The 21,880-nt window shown below is 63.4% G+C and carries 24 protein-coding genes; 14 read left to right on the forward strand and 10 right to left on the reverse strand.

Translation table 11 applies throughout. The features are described from left to right. The first annotated feature begins 3 nt into the window (after positions 1-3). From ccmA to ACYG9R_RS11875, 4 genes are all read left to right on the forward strand, one after another. The gene (ccmA, locus tag ACYG9R_RS11860; RefSeq protein ID WP_023824365.1) at positions 4-609 is read left to right on the forward strand and encodes a heme ABC exporter ATP-binding protein CcmA; all 606 of its coding nucleotides are present in this window, start codon (positions 4-6) and stop codon (positions 607-609) included. 229 nt (positions 610-838) lie between these two features. Then, positions 839-1,504 carry a heme exporter protein CcmB gene (gene ccmB, locus ACYG9R_RS11865; protein ID WP_023824364.1) on the forward strand — a complete coding sequence of 222 codons (666 nt, stop codon included), beginning with the start codon at positions 839-841 and terminating at the stop codon, positions 1,502-1,504. A gap of 122 nt (positions 1,505-1,626) precedes the next feature. Next, positions 1,627-1,818 carry a heme exporter protein CcmD gene (ccmD, locus tag ACYG9R_RS11870; protein WP_023671735.1) on the forward strand — a complete coding sequence of 64 codons (192 nt, stop codon included), beginning with the start codon at positions 1,627-1,629 and terminating at the stop codon, positions 1,816-1,818. Then, positions 1,815-2,396 carry a DsbE family thiol:disulfide interchange protein gene (locus tag ACYG9R_RS11875; protein WP_023824363.1) on the forward strand — a complete coding sequence of 194 codons (582 nt, stop codon included), beginning with the start codon at positions 1,815-1,817 and terminating at the stop codon, positions 2,394-2,396. The genes ccmD and ACYG9R_RS11875 overlap by 4 nt, the downstream gene beginning before the upstream one ends. Positions 2,397-2,580: 184 nt before the next feature. On the opposite strand, the gene ACYG9R_RS11880 is transcribed toward ACYG9R_RS11875, so the two are convergent. Continuing rightward, entirely contained in the window at positions 2,581-2,748 is a 168-nt protein-coding gene (locus ACYG9R_RS11880) for a hypothetical protein (protein WP_023818334.1), read from the reverse strand. 286 nt (positions 2,749-3,034) lie between these two features. Between ACYG9R_RS11880 and ACYG9R_RS11885 the strand changes: the two genes are divergently transcribed. Together ACYG9R_RS11885 and ACYG9R_RS11890 are read left to right on the forward strand one after the other, a co-directional pair. Beyond that, positions 3,035-3,955 carry an SMP-30/gluconolactonase/LRE family protein gene (locus ACYG9R_RS11885; protein ID WP_023824362.1) on the forward strand — a complete coding sequence of 307 codons (921 nt, stop codon included), beginning with the start codon at positions 3,035-3,037 and terminating at the stop codon, positions 3,953-3,955. Positions 3,956-4,117: 162 nt separating this feature from the next. Then, positions 4,118-4,324 carry a tautomerase family protein gene (locus ACYG9R_RS11890; protein WP_023683852.1) on the forward strand — a complete coding sequence of 69 codons (207 nt, stop codon included), beginning with the start codon at positions 4,118-4,120 and terminating at the stop codon, positions 4,322-4,324. Between the two features lie 83 nt (positions 4,325-4,407). Here the strand turns inward: ACYG9R_RS11890 and ACYG9R_RS11895 are convergent, their stop codons facing one another. The 8 genes from ACYG9R_RS11895 to ACYG9R_RS11930 form a co-directional block, all read right to left on the reverse strand. After that, positions 4,408-4,956: an NADPH-dependent FMN reductase gene (locus tag ACYG9R_RS11895; RefSeq protein ID WP_023715758.1), complete on the reverse strand. Its 549-nt coding sequence runs from the start codon at positions 4,954-4,956 to the stop codon at positions 4,408-4,410. Between the two features lie 59 nt (positions 4,957-5,015). Continuing rightward, a complete protein-coding gene (locus ACYG9R_RS11900) occupies positions 5,016-5,636 on the reverse strand; it encodes a pyridoxamine 5'-phosphate oxidase family protein (protein ID WP_023736758.1) in 621 nt (206 codons plus the stop codon). 67 nt (positions 5,637-5,703) lie between these two features. Continuing rightward, positions 5,704-6,375: a septation protein A gene (locus ACYG9R_RS11905; RefSeq protein WP_023726033.1), complete on the reverse strand. Its 672-nt coding sequence runs from the start codon at positions 6,373-6,375 to the stop codon at positions 5,704-5,706. A 61-nt stretch (positions 6,376-6,436) separates the two neighbouring features. Beyond that, positions 6,437-8,407, reverse strand: coding sequence for a signal recognition particle-docking protein FtsY (gene ftsY, locus ACYG9R_RS11910; protein WP_023824361.1), 1,971 nt, complete (start codon positions 8,405-8,407; stop codon positions 6,437-6,439). 12 nt (positions 8,408-8,419) lie between these two features. Further along, positions 8,420-9,739, reverse strand: coding sequence for a tRNA (N(6)-L-threonylcarbamoyladenosine(37)-C(2))-methylthiotransferase MtaB (mtaB, locus tag ACYG9R_RS11915; RefSeq protein WP_023683857.1), 1,320 nt, complete (start codon positions 9,737-9,739; stop codon positions 8,420-8,422). After that, positions 9,739-10,623: a diaminopimelate epimerase gene (dapF, locus tag ACYG9R_RS11920; protein ID WP_023683858.1), complete on the reverse strand. Its 885-nt coding sequence runs from the start codon at positions 10,621-10,623 to the stop codon at positions 9,739-9,741. The genes mtaB and dapF overlap by 1 nt, the downstream gene beginning before the upstream one ends. A gap of 74 nt (positions 10,624-10,697) precedes the next feature. Beyond that, positions 10,698-10,859, reverse strand: coding sequence for a DUF1328 family protein (locus ACYG9R_RS11925; RefSeq protein WP_023683859.1), 162 nt, complete (start codon positions 10,857-10,859; stop codon positions 10,698-10,700). A gap of 98 nt (positions 10,860-10,957) precedes the next feature. Next, positions 10,958-11,581, reverse strand: a complete 624-nt coding sequence (locus ACYG9R_RS11930) for a hypothetical protein (RefSeq protein WP_460221824.1) — start codon at positions 11,579-11,581, stop codon at positions 10,958-10,960. Positions 11,582-11,961: 380 nt separating this feature from the next. On the opposite strand from ACYG9R_RS11930, the gene ACYG9R_RS11935 reads away from it, so the two are divergent. Continuing rightward, positions 11,962-12,501: a protease inhibitor Inh/omp19 family protein gene (locus tag ACYG9R_RS11935; RefSeq protein ID WP_023687689.1), complete on the forward strand. Its 540-nt coding sequence runs from the start codon at positions 11,962-11,964 to the stop codon at positions 12,499-12,501. 184 nt (positions 12,502-12,685) lie between these two features. Further along, the gene (gene zapE, locus ACYG9R_RS11940; RefSeq protein WP_023699243.1) at positions 12,686-13,870 is read left to right on the forward strand and encodes a cell division protein ZapE; all 1,185 of its coding nucleotides are present in this window, start codon (positions 12,686-12,688) and stop codon (positions 13,868-13,870) included. Positions 13,871-14,079: 209 nt separating this feature from the next. Here the strand turns inward: zapE and ACYG9R_RS11945 are convergent, their stop codons facing one another. Beyond that, complete coding sequence (locus tag ACYG9R_RS11945) at positions 14,080-14,508, reverse strand: GNAT family N-acetyltransferase (protein ID WP_023824359.1); 429 nt, start codon at positions 14,506-14,508, stop codon at positions 14,080-14,082. Between the two features lie 234 nt (positions 14,509-14,742). Between ACYG9R_RS11945 and mdh the strand changes: the two genes are divergently transcribed. The 6 genes from mdh (at position 14,743) to ACYG9R_RS11975 (ending at position 21,850) form a co-directional block, all read left to right on the forward strand. Further along, positions 14,743-15,711: a malate dehydrogenase gene (gene mdh, locus ACYG9R_RS11950; protein ID WP_023670541.1), complete on the forward strand. Its 969-nt coding sequence runs from the start codon at positions 14,743-14,745 to the stop codon at positions 15,709-15,711. Between the two features lie 33 nt (positions 15,712-15,744). Continuing rightward, positions 15,745-16,938, forward strand: a complete 1,194-nt coding sequence (sucC, locus tag ACYG9R_RS11955) for an ADP-forming succinate--CoA ligase subunit beta (protein ID WP_023824358.1) — start codon at positions 15,745-15,747, stop codon at positions 16,936-16,938. Positions 16,939-16,944: 6 nt separating this feature from the next. After that, a complete protein-coding gene (locus ACYG9R_RS11960) occupies positions 16,945-17,316 on the forward strand; it encodes a cupin domain-containing protein (protein WP_023824357.1) in 372 nt (123 codons plus the stop codon). Between the two features lie 2 nt (positions 17,317-17,318). Continuing rightward, positions 17,319-17,816 carry a DUF1579 family protein gene (locus tag ACYG9R_RS11965; protein WP_023752711.1) on the forward strand — a complete coding sequence of 166 codons (498 nt, stop codon included), beginning with the start codon at positions 17,319-17,321 and terminating at the stop codon, positions 17,814-17,816. Between the two features lie 12 nt (positions 17,817-17,828). Continuing rightward, the gene (gene sucD / locus ACYG9R_RS11970; RefSeq protein WP_023824356.1) at positions 17,829-18,734 is read left to right on the forward strand and encodes a succinate--CoA ligase subunit alpha; all 906 of its coding nucleotides are present in this window, start codon (positions 17,829-17,831) and stop codon (positions 18,732-18,734) included. A 128-nt stretch (positions 18,735-18,862) separates the two neighbouring features. Beyond that, positions 18,863-21,850, forward strand: a complete 2,988-nt coding sequence (locus ACYG9R_RS11975; RefSeq protein WP_023670536.1) for a 2-oxoglutarate dehydrogenase E1 component — start codon at positions 18,863-18,865, stop codon at positions 21,848-21,850. Positions 21,851-21,880: the final 30 nt, after the last annotated feature.

The following is a 21,880-nucleotide window of genomic DNA, read 5'->3' on the forward strand; positions in this document are numbered from 1 at the left end:
GGCATGCGGCTGATTGCCGAAAATCTGGGCGGCGAACGCGGCGGCGAGACGGTCTTTTCCGGCATCGGTTTTGCGCTCGACAAGGGCCAGGTGCTGGTCGTCACCGGGCCGAACGGCTCGGGCAAATCGACGCTGCTCAGGGTCATCGCCGGGCTGCTGCCGAAGGCGCAAGGCGATGTGCGCATCGAGGGCGGCGAGAGGTTTCCGACGATCGCTTCGGCGGTCCACTATCTCGGCCACCTCAATGCAATGAAGACGGCGCTCAGCGTGGCGGAGAATCTGCGCTTCTGGCGCGATTTCAACGGCGACGGGCAGTCGGGTGTGGGGGAGGCGCTGGAGACGGTTGGTCTCGGCGGCATCGGCCATCTGCCTTTCGGATATTTGTCGACCGGGCAAAGGCGGCGGGCGGCGATTGCGAAATTGCTGGTCAGTCATAAGCCGCTGTGGCTGCTGGATGAGCCGACGGCTGGGCTGGACAAGGCCTCGGAGGCGCGGTTTGCGGGGCTGATGACGAGGCATTGCGCGGAGGGCGGGATTATTGTCGCGGCGACGCATTTGCCACTGGGATTGGATGGGGCGAAGGAATTGAGGATGGGAGCAATAGGGTGATGTCGGCATTCCCGCCCACCCCCCTCTGCCCTACCGGGCATCTCCCCCGCAGGGGGGGAGATCAGATGTCATGCCGGCTTTCGCCAATCACCGGCATTGAAAAAGAGGCGTCAGCAACGGAACTGCCAATCTCCCCCCTTGCGGGGGAGATGTCCGGGAGGACAGAGGGGGGGGTGAAGGAACGCCACCTTCGGCAAGATGGCGATCAAACCGCAGGCGCGGCTCGCCAATGCTAGCCCTCTTCCTGCGCGACGTCCGTCTCTCAATCCGTGCCGGGGGCGGGGCGCTCACCGGCGTCATCTTCTTCCTCGCCGTCATCGCCACCATCCCCTTCGGTGTCGGACCGGACCTGAAGCTGCTCGCCCGCATCGGTCCGGCGATCCTTTGGATCGGCGCTCTGCTCGCCTGCCTGCTCGGCCTCGACCGGCTGTTTCAGGCCGATCGCGAAGACGGTTCTCTCGATCTTCTGGTGCTCGGCAATGACCGCCACATGCTGGCGCTGACGGTGCTGGTGAAGTGCCTGGCGCACTGGATGGGCAGCGTTCTGCCGCTGGTGGTCGCCGCTCCTCTGCTCGGCCTGTTCATGAACATGGAGCCGCTCAGCATCGGCGCCACCGCGCTCACGCTGCTGGTCGGCACGCCGGCGATCACTTTCATCGGCGCGGTCGGGGCGGCGGTGGCGGTGGCGCTGCCGCGTGGCGGGCTGCTGATCTCGGTGCTGGTGCTGCCGCTGACCATCCCGGTGCTGATCTTCGGGGTGTCGGCGAGCTACGGCGCGGTGGCCGATCCTGATCCATTCCTGCAGCCCTTCCTCATCCTTGCCGCGCTGACGCTGTTTCTTGCCGTGCTGGGTCCGGTGGCGGCAGCACTGGCGCTGCGGCATGGAACGGATTGATATGACCGCTGCGGCGCGACGATCAATTGCGAAGCTCCAGCCGCAAAGCTAAGAAAGCCGCAAAGCCATGGGAAGGCCATGATCGAGCACGACGAAGTGACGGTGGAAGGGGAGCGAAGCGCATGAGTGCACACGCACTCTATGTCGCGGCCGCCTATGGCATTACGGTGATCGTGCTGGCCGGGCTGATCGGCTGGATCCTGCTCGACCAGCGGACCCGCAAGCGCGAACTGGCAGACCTCGAAGCGGCCGGCGTGCGGCGTCGCTCGGACAAAGCCGGTACTGGGGCCAGCACTGGGGCCAGCAAGCCATGAGCACGGAAAGCGAAACGCCGGCGTCGCCGCGCCGCCGCCTGATCGTGCTGTTGCCGCTGCTGGTTTTTCTCGGCCTCGCCGGATTGTTCCTGTCGCAGCTTTTGTCGGGACGCGACGAGGCGGCAGTGCCGTCGGCGCTGATCGGCCTGCCTGCACCGCAGACCAACCTGCCGGCGATGGAAGGGTCAAACCTGCCCGGGCTGGATTCAAAAGCCTTCGCCGGCAAGGTAACGCTGGTCAACGTCTTTGCATCGTGGTGCGCGCCGTGCCGGGAAGAACATCCGGTGCTCTTGCAGCTGTCGCAGGACAAGCGCTTCGTCATGGCCGCGCTAAACTACAAGGACCAAGCGCAAAACGCGCGCCGGTTCCTTGGTGATCTCGGCAATCCGTTCCAGGCGATAGGTGTCGACGAGGCCGGCCGCACGGCCATCGACTGGGGCGTCTACGGCGTGCCGGAAACCTTCGTCATCGGCAAGGACGGCAAGATTGCCTACAAGCATGTCGGGCCGCTGACAGGGGAGTCGGCGAGGGATGTTCTGTTGCCGCAGATTGAAAAGGCGCTCGCGGCACCGGGCTGACGTTGGCGCCATGCCCCCTCATCGGGCCGCTACGCGGCCCCCTCCTCCCCGTGGGGGAGAAGAGGGAAGCATCGGCACAGGCTAGCTCCTCTCCCCGAGGGGAGAGGTCGGATGCCCGAATTGCTCATGCAATTCGGTTTGGCAATCCGGGTGAGGGGCGGTGCCCCGCTGACGTCTGAAATGCTCAGCCGTAGATCTGCTTGTGAACCTGGTAGAGCATTTCCGAGCGGTCGGCGCGCAGGTCGGCCAGATCGCGGCTCGTCAGGTTTTCGATTTCCGCGACGAGGCGGTTGTAGTGGCGGCGCTTGGCCATGGAGGAGCGCGCGCGGGAGAAGAGGTTGTCAAAAGCCATAGCAAGGGTCCTTTCGTGCCGCATATCAGCGGTGAATTTGTTCCTCCCTTGGTCGTTCGCACCATGACATAGGAATGGTGCGATGCAAAAAGAAGATGTTGCAATGCACCATTGCACAGGGCGCATAGCGGGTTAATACAGCGCTACAGCACCATAAACGGCCGGACAGGCTGGCGGGCCATGCCGGCCGGGCACCTTTTGTCTTACAAATTGCGCCTGCGCCACCTTGCCATCGCGCCCGCAGGCTGGCTTGATCCGCGCGTCACGTGATGCCCGGAGGAAATGCATGGCGACCGCAGACTATTACGAAATTCTCGATCCACGTTTCGCGCGGCTGTTCAACGGCAACGCCCAGGTGGAAAAGCTGTTTACCGGATGTCAGTGGGCGGAAGGACCGGCCTGGTTCGCCGCCGGCCGCTATGTCGTCTGGTCCGACATCCCCAACAACCGCATGCTGCGCTATGACGAGACCGACGGCAATGTCAGCGTGTTCCGTCAGCCCTCCGGCAATTCCAACGGCAACACCGTCGACCGCCAGGGCCGACTGGTGACGTGCGAGCATTCCGGCCGCCGCGTGAGCCGTACCGAGCATGACGGCTCGATCACCACCATCGCGGCCGAATGGAAAGGCAAGCGGCTGAATTCGCCCAATGACGCGGTCGTGAAATCCGACGGCTCGATCTGGTTCACCGATCCGAGCTATGGCATCGACACCGACTATGAGGGCGACAAGGCCGAAAGCGAGATCGGCGCTTGCAATGTCTACCGGGTCGATGCGGATACGGGCGAGGTCGAGGCCGTCATCACCGACATGGTCCGGCCGAACGGGCTTGCCTTTTCACTGGATGAAAGCCAGCTCTATGTCGTCGACACCGGCCGCACCCATGGCGCGCAGAACCCCGCGCATATGCGGGTCTTCAACGTCGGCAAGCACGGCAAGAAGGTCTCGGGCGGGAAGGTGTTCGCTGACTGCACGGCCGGCCTATTCGACGGCTTCCGGCTCGACGAGGCCGGCCGCATCTGGACCAGTGCCGCCGACGGCATCCATTGCTACGATCCCGACGGCACGCTGATCGGCAAGGTCAAGGTGCCGGAAGTGACCGCCAATTGCGTGTTCGGCGGCAACAAGCTGAACTGCCTCTACATCGCCGGCACCACGTCGCTCTACATGGTGCGGCTGATGGTGAACGGAGCGAAGACGTATTGAGGCTGCTGGAAACGCTTCTCTGGCGGCCCTTGATGGCGTTTCTGCGCATGTCCGCGGCGCCTGTTGCGCGGCGGCCGCCGGAACGACCGACAAGCGATTCGCCGGAGCGGATTTCGGAGCCGCGGCGCGGCGCTATCAGACACAATTCAAGGGGAGGACATCATGCCATTCGTCAACATCCGCATCGTCAAGGAAGTGATCGCCGCTGATCCCGCTGGCAAGAAGGCCGACATTGCCAAAAAGGTCACGGCGGCCATCATGGACGCCACCGGGCTTAGCAATGACGACGTCTGGGTGGTGTTCGAAGAGGTCAACGCGCGCGACTGGTATGTCGGTGTGACCGATGTCGAGACGTTGCGGAAGGGGTAGCACAGCGGCACGTTGGGGTGCGCCGCCCCCTTTCGTTCGTCATCCTAGGGTCTGCGCCGCGTCGCTTCGCTCCTTGCTCCGCCCTAGGATGACGAGGCAACGTTTGCGCGTATAAAACTCGCGAAAACCTGCACCGCTTCGCGCATGGCCCGCAGGTTCTCGTCCTCTCCCAGGATCGCTTCTATCTCCGGCGGTTTCTTGCCGAGCAGGGCAATCTCCAGAACCGCATTCTCACAAAGCGCGAACGACATGGTGCGCATGATCTCGGCCAGCGCGGCGCGGGCATAGAGCGAGCGCGCGGAGGCGTGGGCCAGCATGGCGGGCTTGCCGACGGCGGCGTCGCGCGAGACCAGCCAGTCGAGCGCGTTTTTCATGCCGCCGGGCACGCCATGGGCATATTCGGGGCAGGAGACGATGATGCCGTCGACGCTGGTGACGACCTCGATCAGCCGCATGGCCTCGGCCGGTGTGCGCTCGCCTTCGTCATCCGGGTTGAAGATCGGCAGCAGGCCGAGCCCGTCATACACAGTTACGCGGCAATTCGAAGGCGCGTTCGCGGACAGCGCCGCCAGCAGCGCCGAATTGGTCGAGGCGGCGCGCAGGCTGCCGGAGATGGCGAGGAGTTCGATCAAGGGCAAACAGGGCTAGCGAAAACCGGCAAAGGACCGCAATGGCGAATCGTACCCGAAATCTACCACAGGGTCTTGCTGTAGGCTTCGTCCAGCGAGCGGTCGAAATCGTCGGCAGTTTCGGCATGCGCCATCTGATCGGACAGGATCTGACCGAGCGTCGGCAACGTCGCGCGGTCGTGCCAGCTGTCCGGCTTCCACAATTCGGAGCACATGAAGGCCTTGGCGCAGTGCATGTAAGCGGCCTTGACGCTCACCACGACGACGCTTTGCGGTTGCTTGCCGTCGACGGTGAGGCGCTCGCGCAAACCGGCATCGACGGTTATGCGGGCGTCGCCATTGATGCGCAGCGTCTCGTTCATGCCGGGGATAAGAAAAAGCAGCCCGACCGAAGGGTTGAGCAGGATGTTTTCCAGCGTATCCAGCCGGTTGTTGCCGGGCCGGTCGGGAATGGCGATGGTCTTGTCGTCAAGGACAAGGGCGAAGCCGGGCCTGTCGCCTTTCGGCGTCACGTCGGCATTGCCTGCGCCGTCGGAAGAACCGATCAGCACGAAAGGGCTCTTGCCGATGAAAGAGCGGTAGTGGCCGTCGAGCGCCCTGAGTTCCTTGCGCATCGAGGTGTCGGTCGGCCGCGGCGTCTTGTAGATCGTCCTCAGTTCATCGCGCGTGGTAACGAATTCCATGGCCGTCTCCGTTTATTCGGGCGCAATTCCGGACGGAAAACCGCTTCACACTTTTCCTGGAATTGCTCTACTTGCCGGCTTCTTCCACCTTCTCGGTCTTATCCTCGATCGAATGGTGCAGGATCAGCGGCATCTGGCTGAAGGTGAACAACAGGGTGATCGGCATGATGCCCCAGACCTTGAAGGTAACCCAGAAGTCGGTGGAAAAATTCCGCCACACCACTTCATTGGCAAGAGCCAGGAACAGGAAGAACAGGCCCCAGCGGAAAGTCAGCTTGCGCCAGCCTTCGGCATCGAGGCGAAAGGCCGAATCGAAGACATAGCCGAGCAGCGATCGGCCGAAATACAGACCGCCGAGCAGCACGCCGCCGAACAGGGTGTTGACGATGGTCGGCTTCATCTTGATGAACACGTCGTCCTGCAGATAGAGCGTCAGCGCGCCGAAGATGAAGACGACGACGCCCGAGACCATCGGCATGATCGGCAAGGTGCGCAGCAGCAGCCAGGAGGCGATCAGCGCGATCGCCGTCGCCGCCATGAAAAGGCCGGTGGCGACGAAGATCGGCCCGCCGAATTCGGCCAGGACAGGAAATTTCTGCACCAGCCAGGCGCCGCGTGCATTGGCGAAGAAGAACACCATCAGCGGCCCGAGTTCCAGCACCAGCTTGAGCAGCGGATTGACGCTTTCTTTCTTCTTTCGCGGATCGGACGGGTCGCGTTCGAGGATGGGTGAGTTCATGACTTCCTTCTGACGCATGATCTTGTCCAAAAAGCCGTCAGCTCTTCGGGATCATTGCCTGTTACGCTACGCCGGCGATCGCCCTGGCGAATTCGCCGGCCGAGAATGGTTCGAGGTCGTCGACCTGTTCGCCGACGCCGATGAAGTAGACCGGCAGTTTGTGCTTTGCCGCGATCGCGACCAGAATACCGCCGCGCGCCGTGCCGTCCAGCTTGGTCATCACCAGGCCGTTGACGCCGGCGACATTGCGGAAGATCTCGACCTGATTGAGCGCATTCTGGCCGGTGGTGGCGTCGACCGTCTGCAGCACGGTATGCGGCGCTTCCGGATCGAGCTTGCCCAGCACGCGCACGATCTTTTCCAGCTCCGCCATCAGTTCGGTCTTGTTTTGCAGCCGGCCGGCGGTGTCGATGATCAGCACGTCGGAGCCGGCCTCCTTGGCGCGTTCGAAAGCGTCGTAGGCGAGGCCGGCGGCATCCGCGCCTATCTTCGAGGCGATGACCGGCGACTTCGTCCTCTCGCCCCAGATCTTCAGCTGCTCGATGGCTGCAGCGCGAAAGGTATCGCCGGCGGCCAGCATCACCGACAGGCCACCATCGGTAAGTTTGGCGGCGAGCTTGCCGATGGTCGTGGTCTTGCCGGTGCCGTTGACGCCGACCACCAGAATGACATGCGGCTTGTGCGACAGGTCGAGCTCCAGCGGCATGGCGACATGGGCCAGCACCTTCTCCACCTCGGCCGCCATGATGGTGCGGACATCCGCGTCGGAGACATCCTTGCCATAGCGGCTGGCGGCGAGCGCATCGGTGACGCGCAAGGCTGTTTCCATGCCGAGATCGGCGCGGATCAGCACGTCTTCGAGGTCCTGTAGCGTCTCTTCGTCGAGCTTTCGCTTGGTGAAGACGCCGGCAATGTTGCCGGTGAGTTCTTTCGAGGAGCGGGCAAGCCCGTCGCGCATGCGCTGGAACCAGGAGCGTCGCGGCGCCGGTTCGGGCGCCTTTTGCGGCTCGGCTTTCTGCTCGACCTTTTTGGTGACGGTGACTTTGCCGGGAGCTGGTTTTGACTGTGGCGAAGGTTGCGCGGCCGGCGCGGGCGCTAGCTCGGCAACGATGGTCTTGGCTTCGACCGGCGCGGGTACAGCTTCAACCGACGTGCGCTTTACCTCCCCCTTGATGGGGGAGGTCCCAAGCGAAGCTTGGGGGTGAGGGTGATTTGCGCTGGCGTCGGCGCCATCACCCCACCCCGCCGCTTCGCGTCGACCCTCCCCATCGAGGGGAGGGTGGGGCGCCTCGTCCTTCTCCCCGTGGCTATACGGGGAGAAGGTGCCGGCAGGCGGGGCGGCGCTGACCTCTGAGGTAGGCTGTGCGGGAGGCGCGGACGGTTGCGGCACTTCGATCGGCGCTGGTGCTTCGGCCGGCTCCTCGGCAGGCGTTGGTACTTCAACGGGGGCCGGTTCCGGCTGCCTCTCCGGGCGCGCTGGTTCAACCTCCGGCTTGGCCGGTGCGGCCGGAACTTCTTGCGGCTGCGGTTCGGGCGCGGGCTTCGGAACAGCCGGCGGCGCGGGAACTTCCTCGGGCTCCGGCGGCTCGGCAGGCGTCTCAGGTTCGGGGGCTTCTTCCGGCGCGGGCTCCGGCAACGGTTCCGGCTCGGATGGGACGACCGGTTCCGGCGCGGGCGGGATGGTCGGCGCGGGTTCGGGCTTCGGTTCTTCTGGCGCCGACTGCGGCGCAGGCTTTACCTCCCCCTCGATGGGGGAGGCCACAAGCGAAGCTTGGGGGTGAGTGGCGCCGGCGTCGGCGCTCTCACCCCTCTCCGCCACTTCGTGGCGACCCTCCCCATCGAGGGGAGGGTGGGGCGTCGGCGGCTCGGGCTCCTCGCGCTTCAAGAACTCCGGAACGACCTGCTCGGCCGCCGGCTTCAGCGCCTCAAGCGCATCCCATTTGATCGGCGGCAGGGGAGCGGTTTCGTCGATGCGCTCCTCGACGCCTTCCTTCTTGCCGAACGAAAATATGTTCTTGAAAAAACCGGCCATGCTTCAATCGTCTCAGGCGGCGCGGGCAGTGAGGGGCGAGGCTATCAGGCGCGCCCCATCATGGCCGGTGATGTCTGCCTCGACGATCTCGCCCGGCGCGCCTGTGCCTAGCGCGGCAAGCGTGAACCCTTCGGTGCGGCCGAGGCCGTCGCGCTCGACCAGGATCGACTGGCGCGTTCCCGGGAGCGACGACAAATGGCGGCGATAGGCGGCCTCGCCGACGGCGCGCAGCTGGGCCGCGCGCTGCTTGACCAATTCGCGGCGGACCTGCGGCATGCGCGCGGCGGGCGTGCCTTCGCGCGGCGAAAACGGGAAGACATGCAGGTGCGTCAGCCCACATTCCTCGACGATCTTTATCGAATTCTGAAACATTTCCTCGGTCTCGGTCGGGAAGCCGGCGATGATGTCGGCGCCGAAGACGATTTCGGGGCGCAGCTTGCGCACATCCTCGCAGAAGCGGATCGACTGGTCGCGCAAATGCCTGCGCTTCATGCGCTTCAGGATCATGTCGTCACCTGATTGCAGCGACAGATGCAGATGCGGCATCAGCCTGGGCTCGGTGGCGATGGCGTCCAGCAGATCGTCGTCGGCTTCGATCGAATCGATGGAGGACAGCCGCAGCCGCTTCACGTCAGGCACCTGCTTCAGGATGGTCTTCACCAGCTTTCCCAGCTTCGGCGCGCCCGGCAGGTCGGCGCCGAAAGAGGTCATGTCGACGCCGGTCAGCACGATCTCGGCATAGCCGTTGCCGGCCAGACGCTTGACCTGCTCGACCACGGCGCCCATCGGCACCGAGCGCGAATTGCCGCGGCCGTAGGGGATGATGCAGAAGGTGCAGCGGTGGTCGCAGCCATTCTGCACCTGCACGAAAGCGCGCGCCCGGCCCTCGATGGCGTCCACCATATGACCGGCGGTCTCGCGCACCGAGAAAATGTCGTTGACGCGCGCCTTCTCGGTGTCGTTGACGCCGAAATCCGGCAGCGCGCGGTAGGAGTTGGCCTTCAGCTTCTCTTCGTTGCCAAGCACGAGGTCGACCTCGTCCATGGCGGCAAAATTCTGCGGTTCGGTTTGCGCGGCGCAGCCGGTGACGATGATGCGCGCCGCCGGATTTTCGCGGCGGGCCCTTCTGATCGACTGCCTGGCCTGGCGCACCGCTTCGGCGGTGACGGCGCAGGTGTTGAAGATAATGGCGCCGCCTTTGAGCGCGCCGAGACCTGCGCTTTCGGCCTCGCGGCGCATCACTTCGGATTCATAGGTGTTGAGACGGCAGCCAAAGGTGACGACGTCTATGCCTTGGGAGTTGGGGCCCTTGGTATCGGCAAGTGCAGACATCAGGCCGCGCTTTCGGTGTCGCGGGCCCAGGTGCCGGTCGACGGATCGAAATTGCCGGAAAACTCCCATTCGGCAGCGCCGGTCAGGATGACGTGGTCGTCGTCGCGCCATTCCACATGCAGCGAGCCGCCGCCGGGCGTCATCAGCGTAACGCTGCGGCCGGTGCGCCGGGTGCGGGCAGCGGCGACGACGGAAGCGCAAGCGGCCGAGCCGCAAGCCTTGGTCAGGCCGGCGCCGCGCTCCCAGGTGCGGATGATCATCGTCTCCGGCGACGTTACCTGGGCGATGGTGATGTTGGCGCGCTCGGGGAAGATCGGATGGTTTTCGAGCAGCGGGCCGAAACGCTCGAGTTCGTAGGACCAGACATCGTTGTCGACCCAGAAGATAGCGTGAGGGTTGCCCATCGAGAGAGCCGAAGGCGAATGCAGCACCGGCGCGTCGATGGGGCCGATCTGCAACTCGATCATGCGGGTGTCGCGGAATTCCTCGGCCAGCGGAATGTCCTGCCAGCCAAAGCGCGGAGTGCCCATGTCGACCGAGATGGTGCCGTCGGCATGTTCGACGGCGTTGAGGATGCCGGCGCGGGTCTCGAAGGTGAAAGTCTTCTGGCCGGTTTCGGCGGCCAGCGCCTGGACGACACAGCGCATGCCGTTGCCGCAGGCCTGCGCGCCCGAGCCGTCGGAATTCAAGATGTCGATGTAAAAGGCGGTGCCCGGCGTGCGCGAATCGTGGACCGCCATGATCTGGTCGAACCTGGTCGCCGCATCGGCGTTCAGCGCGACAGCCGACGCCGCCGTGACCCTATCGGCACGGCCACGCATGTCGGCGACGATGATTTCGTTGCCGATGCCGTTCATCTTGGCGAAGGGGGCAGTGCCTGCCATGATCTGAGGTAATTTCCTGTACGTTTCGCCGCTATATGGCGGAAACGGGCGGGAATTACCAGTGTGGGCTGCGTTTAGGTTACCGCGAAAACGCCGAGCACGATCAGCAGGAAGATGACGAGAACGATGCCGATCAGCACGCGCGCGCCGGTGGCGGCGGCACCGGCCAGCGCCGGCATGCCGAGCAGGCTGGCGGCGGCAGCAACGATGAGAAGAATGATGATCCATTTGATCATGGACAATGCCTCGCAAATTGACTGGCCTGCAGCCGGCTTAAGAACGCATCTGCGGCGCTCTGGTTCCGTTGCCGCGATGCTCTTTCCGACTGGGCGCGCTATTCGGCAATCTCGAAGTCGGTCGTGAAAGGCGCCGCCTTTTGCGAGTTCTCGTCATGCATGAGGAAATCCGCTCGGTATTTGCCGGGGGGAACGCCATCCAGGGAGACGTTTAATTTGAAGAACATCTCTCGGTTATGCGAGCGCGAGGCGAGCTGGACCCGGCCAAGCTTTTCGACGGTTCCCAGCTTCTCGCCCGACTGGGAAAGCACGGTAAGGTCAACGTAAAGCGCGATCTGGTTGTTGCCGAGCCCATCCGAGCCGTAGCCGTAACCGACCGGCTCCATATAAAGCACAATCTCTTCGCCCGGCTTGTAGACATGGTTCGGGCGCTCGGCGTAGGCGCCGAACCCGCTGGCCGACATGATATGCTTCACATTTTGCACGCCAAGCGGCATCGCTTGCCACAGAGCGTCCTCGGCGCTGCGGAATTTGTCCAGCGCGCCGGCGCCATCACCCGCCTGCAGTGCCTTTTCGGCTTCAGCGGCGCGATCGGTGATTTCACCCGCGAAAGCGGCCGGCGTCGAAATTACCAGCGCGATCAAAACTGCCAAGATTGATTTCATCTGTTCCCCCTGTTGCGATAGACCATCGGCTAAAATGGCAGTGCCGTAAACGGCCAAATGCAGACTCCAGCCGCGCTCGATCTCGGGAACGTCCCAAACCTCGCCCGGACGCAAGGCGCGAAACCGCTCACGCGCCAGGCCTTGCGCCTCAAGCGCTTCAGTCAGTTTTGCGCCGGCAGTTGCGCTCGACCGCCGATGCGCCGACCTGCTGCGGGCTCCGGTGCCGCTTTCGCAACCAATGTACCGGTTGGAACCGCGCTAGAGCGAAGACATGCCTTTTGTCCGCCAGCCATTTTGCGACAAATTTACAACAATTCGTGGTGCAAACCCTATTTTAACCATATCGGGTTGAAATTTCGCCACCTTCTCCATCTTGGTGAGGGGTGAGATTGTGCGGACGGCTTCCCCCCCCCCAGCCGGATCCGACGGAGGTTTGAATGATTTTTTCGAGAAGCGGGCTGATGGCCGTATCGCTGGCAGCGCTCGTTGCGAGCGGCTGTTCGACCTCGCGTTTTTCATCGATGGATGACCAGCAGCCCGCCCCGCTGCAGCCCGCGCCCGCCGGCACGGTGAGCGGAAGCCAACTGCCGCCCCCGGCAGCGCCGGGCACCACCGACCCATCGCAATTCCCGACCGCGCCGGCAGGCGCGCAGGTCGCCTCGCTGCCGCCGGACGGATCGGCGCCGGCCGGAGCCTCCGACCTTACCGCTGCGAGCGTTGCCGGCGTCTGGAACGCCAGCGTGTCCGGACAGAGCTGCAAGGTGGCGACGCCGCAGACCAAATTCGGCGCCGGCTTCCGCGCCGGGCCGCTGCATTGCCCGCCGCCCATCGACGGCATCAAATCGTGGAACGTCGCCGGCAAGCAGCTGACGCTCTATGACGAGAATGGCGGCACGCTGGCGCGGCTCTATTCCTCGGGCGGTTCGAAATTCGACGGCCAGACTACCAACGGCTTGCCGATATCGCTTACAAGGTAGGCAGGGTATGCTGATATTCAGGTGAGGCCGGCCTGCGAACGGCGGCTTCCTGCGCTTCCGGTGCGTACTTAAGTACGCTCCGCTCCGGTTCTCAGGAGCCACCATTCTCGGCTCGGCCTGACCTGAACCGCAACACACCCTGATCTTTCCTGGAGCAATCCGCTCAAAGTAAGTGACGTGACCGATGCATCTGCGTGACGGCCTCCAGACCCATGCGACCGTCAGGCAGCGCTACGACCATCTGGTCGCAACCGGCGCCATCGAGCGCGATCCTGCGCAGGAGCGCATCGCCGCCGCGCTCGACCGGCTGACCGACGAGATCTCGGTCAAGCGGCTGGCGCACAAGTCGAGCGCGCTCGGCTGGCTGTTTGCCCGCAAGCGCGAGACGCGCGAGGTCGTCAAGGGCCTCTACATTCATGGCGGCGTCGGTCGCGGCAAGACCATGCTGATGGATATGTTCTTCGAGCTGTTGCCGGTCAGGCGCAAGCGCCGCGTTCATTTCAACGACTTCATGGCCGATGTGCAGGACCGCATCCAGAAGCACCGGCAGGCGCGCAAGAACGGCGACGTCAAGGAGGACGACCCGATCCCGCCGGTCGCGCTTCAGCTTGCCGAACAGGCCTGGGTGCTGTGCTTCGATGAGTTTTCGGTCACCGACATTGCCGATGCGATGGTCCTGTCGCGGCTGTTTTCGGCGCTGTTCGCCAATGGCGTGGTTCTGGTCGCCACCTCGAATGTCGCGCCGCAGGACCTTTATCGCGACGGGCTGAACCGCCAGCTTTTCCTGCCCTTCATCAGCATTCTCGAGCGCCACGCCCATGTGCTGACGCTTGATGCCGACAAGGACTACAGGCTGGAAAAGCTCGCCCGCACGCCGGTTTATGTCACCCCGGCGGATGCCGAAGCCGACCGTGTGCTCGACGAGGCCTGGCAGGCGATGACGCGTGGAGCGCTGACGGCCGAGACCTCGCTGACGCTCAAGGGGCGGCAAGTGAGGATACCGGCTGCCGCCGGGGATGCAGCGCGGTTTTCCTTCGCCGACCTCTGCGAAAAGCCGCTCGGCGCACGCGATTTCCTGGCCATTGCCGGCCGCTTCTCGACCGTCTTCATCGATCACGTGCCGGTGCTGGGCGAAGGCAAGCGCAACGAGGCCAAGCGCTTCATCCTGTTGATCGACACGCTCTACGATCATCACACGCGGCTGGTGGTGAGCGCTGAGGCTCCCCCGCCTGAGCTTTACACGGCCAGGCGCGGCGTCGAGGTGTTCGAATTCGAACGCACCGCCTCGCGGCTGATCGAGATGCAAAGCCGCGACTGGCTGGAGGACTGGGCGGAACGGCAGAAGGACAACGCGGAAGCGCAGGTCTGAGGGTTCCAAGAGGTCATTATGTAGTGATCCTTCGCCCCCCCCTCTGTCCTGCCGGACATCTCCCCCACACGGGGGGAGATTGGCGGTTTCGGCGCTCCGCTCATTCCTGCGGCCATTGGAGATTGGCGAAAGGTCGCGTGACGTCCGGTCTCCCCTCTCGTGGGGGAGATGCCTGGCAAGGCAGAGGGGGGGCGCTGTCCCGCCGACGCCTAAAGCTCGTACACATACATCACAAACGACTCCGCCGGCCCATGCACCTCCTCGCGCGATTCATAAAGCGAGCGCGCTGGAACATTGTCCGGTTCGGTGCCGACCCAGGCTTCGCCGCATCCCTGCTCGCGGCCGAGCGCGAACATGGCGTCGAGCATCTTTCGCGCGATGCCATGGCGCTGGAAGGCCGGCGAGACGCCGACTTCGTCGATGTAGAGTTCGGTCACCTTGTCGGGATGGCGGTGGATGATGGCAGCGCATTGGCCGACGACGACGCCGTCTGCCAGCGCGACAATCATTAAATGACCCGGCGAGGCGAGGTAAGCGGCAAGCCTGTCGGCCCGCACCGGCTCGTCGAACACGTCTTCGGCGATGCGCTTCACAAGGGCGTCATCGCCTGGACAGAGTCTTCTGATTTCCGCGTTCATTGTATAAAACCTCTCAAGTCGGCCTACAAACCTTGACGTTTACGTAAGTCCCAATGTTTCTAACCGATTGAAATCATTCACCCGAAAATAATCGATTGAATATATTTTCCACCGGGGCTACTGGATGCGGCGAAATCTAGCTGAGACCATAGCATTCCGGCCTCTTCCTCGACGCCGTCAACAGATCGCCAGGGATTTTGGGCGTCGTCACAGACAAAGGGAAAATTTCCTCACATGGCACGCAACAAGATAGCGCTCATCGGCTCCGGCATGATCGGCGGCACGCTCGCTCACATGATCGGCCTCAAGGACCTCGGCGACGTGGTGCTGTTCGATATTGCCGAGGGCATTCCGCAAGGCAAGGGGCTCGATATCGCGCAGTCGTCGCCGGTCGACGGTTTTGATTCCCGGCTGACCGGCGTCAATGATTATGCCGGCATCGAGGGCGCCGACGTTTGCATCGTCACCGCGGGCGTGCCGCGCAAGCCAGGCATGAGCCGCGACGATCTGCTGGGCATCAACCTCAAGGTCATGGAACAGGTCGGCGCCGGGCTGAAGAAATATGCACCCAAGGCCTTCGTCATCTGCATCACCAACCCGCTCGACGCCATGGTCTGGGCGCTGCAGAAGTTTTCCGGCCTGCCCAAGACCCATGTCGTCGGCATGGCCGGCGTGCTCGACAGCGCGCGCTTCCGCTATTTCCTCGCCGAGGAATTCAAGGTCTCGGTCGAGGACGTTACCGCCTTCGTGCTCGGCGGCCACGGCGATTCCATGGTGCCGATGATCCGCTACTCCACTGTGTCAGGCATTCCGTTGCCCGATCTCATCAAGATGGGCTGGACCTCGAAGGAAAAGCTCGACCAGATCGTCCAGCGCACCCGCGACGGCGGCGCCGAGATCGTCGGTCTGCTCAAGACCGGCTCGGCCTTCTACGCGCCAGCCGCCTCGGCGATCTCGATGGCCGAATCCTACCTCAAGGACAAGAAGCGCGTGCTGCCTTGCGCGGCGCATCTCTCGGGCCAGTATGGCGTCAAGGGCACCTATGTCGGCGTTCCCGTTGTGATCGGCGCCGGCGGCGTCGAGCGCATCATCGAGATCGACCTCAACAAGGCCGAGCAGAAGATGTTCGACGCTTCGGTGGCGACAGTGCAGGGCCTGACCGAGGCTTGCGTCAAGATCGCCCCGCACCTCGCCTCGAAGTAATCCCCCAAAGCAGCCGATCCGGAGACCATCCAGATGAACATCCATGAATATCAAGGCAAGGCGCTGCTGAAGTCGTTTGGTGCGCCGGTGGCCGAAGGCGTGCCGGTGTTCAAGGCAAGCGAGGCGGAAGCCGCGGCACAAGCGCTGCCCGGCCCGCTCTATGTGGTGAAGAGCCAGATCCACGCCGGTGGCCGCGGCAAGGGGAAGTTCAAGGAACTGTCGCCCGACGCAAAGGGCGGCGTGCGGCTGGCTAAGTCGGTTGCCGAAGTCGTTGCCAACGCCAATGAGATGCTCGGCCACACGCTGGTGACCAAGCAGACCGGCCCCGCCGGCAAGCAGGTCAACCGTCTTTATATCGAGGACGGCGCCGACATCGAGCGCGAGCTTTATCTGTCGATCCTGGTCGACCGCTCGGTCGGCCGCATCGCTTTCGTCGTCTCGACCGAGGGCGGCATGGACATTGAAGGCGTCGCCCACGACACACCGGACAAGATCATCACCCGCGCCATCGATCCGCTGGCCGGCGTGACGACCATCGACGTCGACATATTGGTGGAAGCGCTGGGACTAAACGGCGATGCCGCCAAGGATGCCGGCACGCTGTTCCCGATCCTCTACAAGGCCTTTGTCGAGAAGGACATGAGCCTGCTCGAGGTCAACCCGCTGATCGTGATGAAAAACGGCCCCCTGCGCGTGCTGGACGCCAAGGTGTCGTTCGACAACAACGCGCTGTTTCGCCACCCCGAACTGATGGAATTGCGCGACACCACCGAAGAGGACGAGAAGGAGATCGAGGCGTCGAAATACGACCTCGCCTATGTCGCGCTCGACGGCAATATCGGCTGCATGGTCAACGGCGCCGGCCTTGCCATGGCGACGATGGACATCATCAAGCTCTACGGCGCCGAACCCGCCAACTTCCTCGATGTCGGCGGTGGCGCGTCGAAGGAGAAGGTGACGGCGGCGTTCAAGATCATCACCCGGGATCCGGCGGTCAAAGGCATTTTGATCAACATCTTCGGCGGCATCATGAAGTGCGACATCATCGCCGAGGGCGTGATTGCCGCGGTCAAGGAAGTCGGCCTGGAAGTGCCGTTGGTGGTGCGCCTCGAAGGCACAAACGCCGAACTCGGCAAGAAGATCATCAACGACAGCGGCCTCAACGTCGTGTCGGCCGACGATCTCGACGACGCAGCCAAGAAGATCGTGGCGGCGGTGAAGGGCTGAAGGCGAATGCCTCCGAGCAAGATAAACCTGGTCGAGGCGGCGGATCGAACGATCACCAAGGTCTTCGATCCGCATATCGCCGGCGACGTCAATGACAGCCAGGCGAAGGTCGCCAAGTTCGGCGAGACCTTCGACTGGCATGCACATGAGCATGAGGACGAGGCCTTTCTCGTGCTGCGCGGACGCATCGCCATCGATTTTCGCGACGGTCCGGTCGAGCTCGGCGAGGGCGACTTCATCGTCGTGCCAAGGGGTGTCGAGCACCGGCCGCGGTCGCTGACCGCCGAGCCCGTGGTGCTGATGTTCGAGCCGGCAACGACGCTCAACACCGGCAATGCCAAGAGCGACCTCACCGTCACCGACCTGAAGCGGCTCTGACCATGAACGCGGCTTCCTTTTCCTCGCTCTCGGCCGATCACCAGCGCCTGCAGGCGCTGGTCGGCGCGTGGCGCGGCGAGGAAGAGGTGGCGGAAACGCAATGGGCCGATGGCGGCACGGCGACGTCGGAGGTGCTGGCGGAGGCGCAGTTCGGCGGCCTGTTCGTGGTGCAGCGCTATCGCCAGCGCCGCGACGGCACGGTCTCGTTCGGGTCGCACTCAGTGTTCGGCTTCGACCAGCCAAACAGCCTCGTCACCATGCATCAGTTCGATTCCATGGGTTTTATGCCGGCCTCGCCGGCCACAGGTGCATGGAACGGCGCAGAACTGATTCTGGAGCGGTCATCGCCGCGCGGCTCAGCGCGCGTGACGTATATTTTCGACACTCCCGATGCCTACCGGATGCGACTGCATTTCAAACCTGCCGGCAGCGACAGCTGGCAAGACATGGTGAGCGGCGTCTACCGGCGCGTTTCGCCTTCCTCGATCAACGGTTTTTAGAAAAGGGCTCCGATGTCCATTCTCATCGACAAGAACACCAAGGTGCTGGTTCAGGGCCTGACCGGCAAGACCGGCACGTTCCACACCGAGCAGGCCTTGGCCTATCACGGCACCAGGATGGTCGGCGGCATCCATCCCAAGAAGGGTGGCGAGACCTGGACCGGCGCCAAGGGCGAAAACCTGCCGATCTTCGGTTCCGTTGCCGAGGGCAAGGAAAAGACCGGCGCCAATGCCTCGGTGGTCTATGTGCCGCCGGCGGGCGCCGCCGAAGCCATCCTCGAAGCCATCGAAGCCGAGATCCCGCTGATCGTCTGCATCACCGAAGGCATTCCGGTGATGGACATGGTTAGGGTCAAGGCGCGGCTCGACCGCTCGACCTCGCGGCTGATCGGCCCGAACTGCCCCGGCGTGCTCACCCCCGACGAATGCAAGATCGGTATCATGCCCGGCAACATCTTCCGCAAGGGCTCGGTCGGCGTTGTTTCGCGCTCGGGAACGCTTACCTATGAGGCAGTGTTCCAGACCACCAATGTCGGCCTCGGCCAGACCACCGCCGTCGGTATCGGCGGCGACCCCGTCAAAGGCACCGAGTTCATCGACATGCTCGAAATGTTCCTCGCCGACGACGAGACCAAGTCGATCATCATGATCGGCGAGATCGGCGGTTCGGCCGAGGAAGACGCCGCGCAGTTCCTCAAGGACGAGGCCAAGCGCGGCCGCAGGAAACCGATGGCCGGCTTCATCGCCGGGCGCACCGCGCCGGCCGGTCGCACCATGGGCCATGCGGGCGCGGTCATATCCGGCGGCAAGGGCGGCGCGGAAGACAAGATCGCGGCGATGGAATCGGCCGGCATTAAAGTATCGTCATCGCCGGCGCGTCTGGGCACGACGCTGGTCGAGGCGATCAAGGCCAAGTGAGTAGCGAGTAGTGAATAGCGAATAGGGAAAAGAGAGTAACGGCGCGACCCGGGAAAAATCCCTACTCGCTATTCGCTACTCACTATTCGCTTTTGAAAAGGAGACGGAGCCAGGCTCCGCGGACAAAAATGGCAAGACAAGATCAGGCCAACGACCAATTTTCGCTCACCTCTTTCCTGTATGGCGGCAATGCCGACTATATCGACGCGCTGTACGCCTCCTATGAGGATGATCCAGAGTCGGTAAACCCCGAATGGCAGGACTTCTTCGCCGGGCTGAAGGACGACGCCGGCGATGTGCGCAAGAACGCCAAGGGCGCTTCCTGGGCAAAGCCGTCCTGGCCGCTGCAGGCCAATGGCGAACTGGTGTCGGCGCTCGACGGCAATTGGGGCATCGTCGAGAAGCATCTGGAAAAGAAGGTCAAGGACAAGGCGGTCACCAATGGCGTCGTGCTGTCGGATGCCGACGTGCATCAGGCGACGCGCGATTCGGTGCGCGCCATCATGATGATCCGCGCCTTCCGCATGCGCGGCCATCTGCACGCCAATCTCGACCCGCTCGGCATCGCCAAGCCGCTTGAGGACTATAACGAACTGTCGCCGGAAAATTACGGTTTTACCGCAGCCGACTACGACCGGCCGATCTTCCTCGACAATGTGCTCGGCCTCGAATTCGGCACCATCCGGCAGATGCTGGAGATCCTGACCCGCACCTATTGCTCGACGCTCGGTGTCGAGTTCATGCACATTTCCGATCCCGAGGAGAAGGCCTGGATCCAGGCGCGCATCGAGGGTGCCGACAAGGAGATTTCCTTCACCGCTACGGGAAAAAAAGCGATCCTGCAGAAGCTGGTCGAGGCCGAAGGCTTCGAGCAGTTCATCGATGTCAAGTACAAGGGTACCAAGCGCTTCGGCCTCGATGGCAGCGAAGGCCTGATCCCGGCGCTGGAGCAGATCATCAAGCGCGGCGGCCAGCTCGGCATGAAGGAGATCGTGCTCGGCATGGCGCATCGCGGCCGGCTGAACGTGCTGTCCCAGGTGATGGCCAAACCGCATCGCGCCATCTTCCACGAATTCAAGGGCGGCTCGGCCGCTCCTGACGAGGTCGAGGGCTCGGGCGACGTCAAGTACCATCTCGGCGCCTCGTCGGACCGCGAATTCGACGGCAACAAGGTGCATCTGTCGCTGACCGCCAATCCCTCGCATCTGGAAATCGTCGATCCGGTTGTGATGGGCAAGGCGCGCGCCAAGCAGGACTATCTGTTCGGCCGCAGCCGCGAGGAGATCGTGCCGCTGGAAGAGCGCGCCAAGGTGCTGCCGCTGCTTCTGCATGGCGATGCCGCCTTTGCCGGCCAAGGTGTGATTGCCGAAATCCTCGGCCTGTCGGGGTTGCGCGGCCACCGCGTCGCCGGCACGCTGCATTTCATCATCAACAACCAGATCGGCTTCACCACCAATCCGCGCTTCTCGCGCTCGTCGCCCTATCCGTCCGACGTCGCCAAGATGATCGAGGCGCCGATCTTCCACGTCAATGGCGACGACCCGGAAGCGGTGGTGCATGCCACCAAGGTGGCGATCGAATTTCGCATGAAGTTCCACAAGCCGGTGGTGGTGGACATGTTCTGCTATCGCCGCTTCGGCCACAATGAGGGCGACGAACCGGCCTTCACGCAGCCGATCATGTACGCCAACATCCGCAACCACAAGACGACGGTGCAGATCTATGGCGACCGGCTGATCGCCGAGGGCCATATCAGCCAGGCCGAACTCGACAAGATGAAGGCCGACTGGCGCGCCCATCTGGAGTCCGAATGGGAAGTCGGCCAGCACTACAAGCCCAACAAGGCCGACTGGCTGGACGGCGCCTGGTCTGGTTTGCGCACCGCCGACAACCAGGACGAACAGCGCCGCGGCAAGACCGCCGTGCCGGTCAAGGTGCTGAAGGACATCGGCAAGAAACTGACCGAGGTGCCGAAAGGTTTCGAGGCGCACAAGACCATCATCCGCTTCCTCGAAAACCGCCGCCAGGCGATCGACTCCGGCGAAGGCATCGACTGGTCGACGGCCGAGGCGCTGGCCTTCGGCGCCATCCTGCTCGACGGCAATCCGATCCGGCTCTCCGGCCAGGATTCAGAACGCGGCACCTTCTCGCAGCGCCATTCCGTGCTCTACGACCAGCGCGACGAGACCCGCTACATCCCGCTCAACAATCTCTCGGCCGCACAGGCCGGCTACGAAGTCATCAACTCGATGCTGTCGGAAGAGGCGGTGCTCGGCTTCGAGTATGGCTACAGCCTGGCCGAGCCTAAGGCGCTGACGCTCTGGGAAGCGCAGTTCGGCGATTTCGCCAACGGCGCCCAGGTGGTGTTCGACCAGTTTATCTCGTCGGGCGAGCGCAAGTGGCTGCGCATGTCGGGCCTGGTCTGCCTGCTGCCGCATGGCTATGAGGGCCAGGGGCCGGAACATTCCTCGGCCCGGCTCGAGCGTTTCCTGCAGCTCTGCGCCGAAGACAATATGCAAGTCGCCAACTGCACCACGCCGGCAAACTACTTCCACATATTGCGCCGGCAACTGAAGCGCGACTTCCGCAAGCCGCTGATCCTGATGACGCCGAAGTCGCTGCTGCGCCACAAGCGGGCAGTGTCGACGCTGCCGGAGATTTCGGGCGAAAGCTCGTTCCACCGGCTGTTGTGGGACGACGCCCAGCTGTTGCAGAACCAGGCGATCAAGCTCACCAAGGATTCCAAAATCCGCCGCGTCGTGCTGTGCTCGGGCAAGGTCTATTACGACCTGTACGAGGAACGCGAGAAGCGCGGCATCAACGACATCTATCTCTTGCGCGTCGAACAGCTCTATCCGTTCCCGGCCAAGGCGCTGATCACCGAACTGTCGCGCTTCCGCAATGCCGAGATGGTGTGGTGCCAGGAGGAACCCAAGAATATGGGCGCCTGGTCGTTCATCGATCCGTATCTGGAATGGGTGCTGGCGCATATCGACGCCAAGCACCAGCGGGTGCGCTATACCGGACGTCCTGCGGCGGCATCGCCGGCGACCGGCTTGATGTCGAAGCATTTGGCGCAGCTCGCCGCCCTGCTCGAAGACGCGCTCGGCGAATAGAACAAACCCGGCGAATAGAACAGACAGAGA

Source organism: Mesorhizobium sp. RSR565B (genome assembly GCF_054719465.1).

Bases quoted from the DNA above. Each gene is read 5' to 3' on its own strand.
- ACYG9R_RS11875 (WP_023824363.1), top strand. From the start codon at position 1,815: ATGAGCACGGAAAGCGAAACGCCGGCGTCGCCGCGCCGCCGCCTGATC.
- ACYG9R_RS11960 (WP_023824357.1), top strand. From the start codon at position 16,945: ATGCCTCCGAGCAAGATAAACCTGGTCGAGGCGGCGGATCGAACGATC.
- ftsY (WP_023824361.1), bottom strand. From the start codon at position 8,407: ATGGCCGGTTTTTTCAAGAACATATTTTCGTTCGGCAAGAAGGAAGGC.
- ACYG9R_RS11900 (WP_023736758.1), bottom strand. From the start codon at position 5,636: ATGGAATTCGTTACCACGCGCGATGAACTGAGGACGATCTACAAGACG.
- ccmB (WP_023824364.1), top strand. From the start codon at position 839: ATGCTAGCCCTCTTCCTGCGCGACGTCCGTCTCTCAATCCGTGCCGGG.
- ccmA (WP_023824365.1), top strand. From the start codon at position 4: ATGCGGCTGATTGCCGAAAATCTGGGCGGCGAACGCGGCGGCGAGACG.
- dapF (WP_023683858.1), bottom strand. From the start codon at position 10,623: ATGGCAGGCACTGCCCCCTTCGCCAAGATGAACGGCATCGGCAACGAA.
- ACYG9R_RS11945 (WP_023824359.1), bottom strand. From the start codon at position 14,508: ATGAACGCGGAAATCAGAAGACTCTGTCCAGGCGATGACGCCCTTGTG.
- zapE (WP_023699243.1), top strand. From the start codon at position 12,686: ATGCATCTGCGTGACGGCCTCCAGACCCATGCGACCGTCAGGCAGCGC.
- ACYG9R_RS11885 (WP_023824362.1), top strand. From the start codon at position 3,035: ATGGCGACCGCAGACTATTACGAAATTCTCGATCCACGTTTCGCGCGG.
- sucC (WP_023824358.1), top strand. From the start codon at position 15,745: ATGAACATCCATGAATATCAAGGCAAGGCGCTGCTGAAGTCGTTTGGT.
- sucD (WP_023824356.1), top strand. From the start codon at position 17,829: ATGTCCATTCTCATCGACAAGAACACCAAGGTGCTGGTTCAGGGCCTG.
- mtaB (WP_023683857.1), bottom strand. From the start codon at position 9,739: ATGTCTGCACTTGCCGATACCAAGGGCCCCAACTCCCAAGGCATAGAC.
- ACYG9R_RS11935 (WP_023687689.1), top strand. From the start codon at position 11,962: ATGATTTTTTCGAGAAGCGGGCTGATGGCCGTATCGCTGGCAGCGCTC.
- mdh (WP_023670541.1), top strand. From the start codon at position 14,743: ATGGCACGCAACAAGATAGCGCTCATCGGCTCCGGCATGATCGGCGGC.
- ACYG9R_RS11890 (WP_023683852.1), top strand. From the start codon at position 4,118: ATGCCATTCGTCAACATCCGCATCGTCAAGGAAGTGATCGCCGCTGAT.
- ACYG9R_RS11905 (WP_023726033.1), bottom strand. From the start codon at position 6,375: ATGAACTCACCCATCCTCGAACGCGACCCGTCCGATCCGCGAAAGAAG.
- ACYG9R_RS11965 (WP_023752711.1), top strand. From the start codon at position 17,319: ATGAACGCGGCTTCCTTTTCCTCGCTCTCGGCCGATCACCAGCGCCTG.
- ACYG9R_RS11925 (WP_023683859.1), bottom strand. From the start codon at position 10,859: ATGATCAAATGGATCATCATTCTTCTCATCGTTGCTGCCGCCGCCAGC.
- ACYG9R_RS11880 (WP_023818334.1), bottom strand. From the start codon at position 2,748: ATGGCTTTTGACAACCTCTTCTCCCGCGCGCGCTCCTCCATGGCCAAG.
- ACYG9R_RS11975 (WP_023670536.1), top strand. From the start codon at position 18,863: ATGGCAAGACAAGATCAGGCCAACGACCAATTTTCGCTCACCTCTTTC.
- ccmD (WP_023671735.1), top strand. From the start codon at position 1,627: ATGAGTGCACACGCACTCTATGTCGCGGCCGCCTATGGCATTACGGTG.